The organism is Polynucleobacter sp. 39-46-10 (assembly GCF_002282275.1).
The window spans coordinates 1-2688 of sequence record NZ_NCJB01000309.1; the positions used below are offsets into that span (position 1 = coordinate 1).

The following is a 2688-nucleotide window of genomic DNA, read 5'->3' on the forward strand; positions in this document are numbered from 1 at the left end:
TGCTAAAGCTGATTTATTTGTGGGTAAACAAACGATCCTTTGCCCGCTACAAGAAAATTCTCCTCAAGATACGGATTTAATAGAAGGCTTTTGGCAATCAGTTGGCTCTGTTGTCAAAAAGATTTCTTGTGTACAGCATGATGCGATCTATGCAGCGGTTTCTCATCTGCCACATATTCTGTCTTATGCATTAATGGCCAGTGTGGTTAATTCAGAAGATGCTGATCAAAAGCTAAGTCATGTTGGTGCAGGCTTTAAAGATTTCACACGCATTGCCGCTTCAAGTCCGGAAATGTGGCGCGACATTTGTTTGGGTAATCGCACAGCCGTTCTGAAAGAGCTTGATCAATATCTACTCATCGTCAATCACATGCGTAAGTTGATTTCTGAAAATGATGGTGCTGGTTTAGAGAAATTATTTAATAAAGCAAGTAAAGCACGTCAAGATTTGGATGTACTTTGATGAGTGGTTTGCCTGATATCCAGATTGGTCCATTTAAGCGAGCTCAAGGCTCGATTGTGTTGCCAGGCTCTAAGAGTATTTCGAATCGCGCCTTGTTATTGGCATCGCTTTCTAAAGGTACGACAACTCTTAAAAATTTACTAGATGCTGACGATACGCAAGTGATGCGTAATGCGCTTCGCCAATTAGGCCTATCGGTAATCGATCATGCCGACAAAGTCTGCGTGGTCGAGGGTTGCGGTGGCAAGTTCCCGATACAAAACGCAGATCTTTTTATGGGTAATGCGGGTACAGCGATTCGTCCGCTCACAGCAGCCCTTGCAATGCAAGGTGGCAACTATCGTTTATCTGGCGTTCCAAGGATGCATGAACGTCCTATTCGGGATCTAGTGGATGGATTGCGACAAGTTGGAGCAAAGATTGATTACGAATTACAAGAAGGCTATCCACCGATCAAGATTCTTGCTGCGGATATTGAGATCAAGGATGTTGTCAAGGTGCGCGGTGATGTCTCTAGTCAATTCTTGACAGCCTTGTTGATGGCTTTGCCTTTGGTGGCAAAAGAGCCCGTTAGGATTGAAGTGATTGGTGAATTGATTTCTCGCCCTTATATCGACATAACACTCAAGCTCATGGCACGCTTTGGCGTCAAAGTGGATTGTCCGGATGCGCAGTCATTTGTAATCCCTGCTAAGACTTCTGAGGCGGTCTATCAAAGCCCTGGCACTTTATCGGTTGAGGGTGATGCATCATCCGCTTCTTACTTCTTGGCGCTTGGCGCCATTGGTGGTGGACCGGTACGCGTCTTAGGTGTGGGTAGCGAGAGTATTCAAGGCGATGTTGCTTTTGCTGATGCACTCGCATTAATGGGCGCTAAGATTTCTTCTGGTGAAGATTGGATTGAAGTCGCTGGCGTGAAAAATGCGAATGGCAAGCTCAACGGGATCACCATTGATTGCACGGAAATTCCAGATGCGGCGATGACGCTCGCTGTTGCTGCACTGTTTGCTGAAGGCCCAACACGCTTAAACAATATTGCCAGTTGGCGCGTGAAAGAAACCGATCGCATTGCAGCGATGGCGAAAGAGTTGAAAAAAGTGGGTGCTATCGTTGAGGAGGGTACTGACTACATCGTGGTGCAAGCCCCTCAGTCACCCACTGACTGGAAGTCTCCTGCGGAGGGCATTGATACTTATGATGATCACCGCATGGCGATGTGTTTCTCACTGGCCGCTTTTGGCCCTAATGCGCTACAGATTAATGATCCTAATTGTGTTGCTAAAACATTCCCCACCTACTTTGCTGAGTTTGCAAAGGTCGTTTCCTAAAGCTTGCTTTTAATGAACTTGCCTCCAGTTATCGCGATTGATGGACCTACCGCCTCTGGCAAGGGAACGGTTGCCTCCATGGTGGCAGAAAAGTTGGGCTTTCATTATTTGGATAGCGGGGCCTTGTATCGACTGGTTGCCCTGGGAAGTCAAAAAGCATCGATTGATACCAAAAATGGCCTAGAACTGGGTATTTTGGCTAAAAAACTGGTGATTTCCTTCAAAAATGGCCAAATTCTGCTCAATTCTGAAGATGTCACTGATGCTATTCGTACTGAGGAGATTGGATTGCGTGCATCTGCAATTGCAGTGCATCCAGAGGTTAGGCAGGCCTTGGTTGGGGTTCAGCATGGTTTTAGGACTTCTCCAGGTCTAGTGGCCGATGGCCGTGACATGGCAAGCGTCATATTTCCCGATGCAGTTTTGAAGGTTTTTCTCACTGCAACCGCTGAAGCCAGAGCTGAACGTCGGTATAAGCAATTGATAGCTAAGGGAATTTCTGCTAAACTAGACGACTTGCTGCAGGATTTACAAGCGCGCGATGCCAGAGACAGTAGTCGAGGTGCTGCACCTTTGTTAGTTGCAGACGGAGCCAAGGTGCTAGAAACATCGGAATTATCGATAGATCAAGCGGTTAAGACGGTTTTAGATTGGTATCAATCGAAAATAGCTTAGTTTTTGGTAGGTAGTAAAGAGAGTGGCAAAGTGTAATAAAGGGCAGTAGAAGTTGTTTTGGTGTCTTAAGAAACTCTACAACGCGATTTTCTAATTTAGCGTGTTTCTTGGGGCTTTTTTAACCTAACCCGTCAGGCCTTCTGGCGGCACAAAGTGAATATATAAATGTCTGAATCATTTGCAGAACTATTTGAAGAATCATTAACCCGATCGAATATGAAG

At 45.7% G+C, this 2688-nt stretch carries 3 protein-coding genes; all 3 read left to right on the plus strand.

Features of this window, described 5'->3' with window-relative positions; translation table 11 throughout:
• Positions 1-463 (plus strand): prephenate dehydrogenase dimerization domain-containing protein (locus B7X71_RS14890; RefSeq protein ID WP_293601240.1); only part of this gene is annotated, 463 nt, incomplete at its 5' end.
• Positions 464-471: 8 nt separating this feature from the next.
• Positions 472-1791, plus strand: coding sequence for a 3-phosphoshikimate 1-carboxyvinyltransferase (aroA, locus tag B7X71_RS14895; RefSeq protein WP_293599023.1), 1320 nt, complete (start codon positions 472-474; stop codon positions 1789-1791).
• Between the two features lie 12 nt (positions 1792-1803).
• Entirely contained in the window at positions 1804-2466 is a 663-nt protein-coding gene (gene cmk / locus B7X71_RS14900; RefSeq protein WP_293599022.1) for a (d)CMP kinase, read from the plus strand.
• Positions 2467-2688 lie beyond the last annotated feature (222 nt).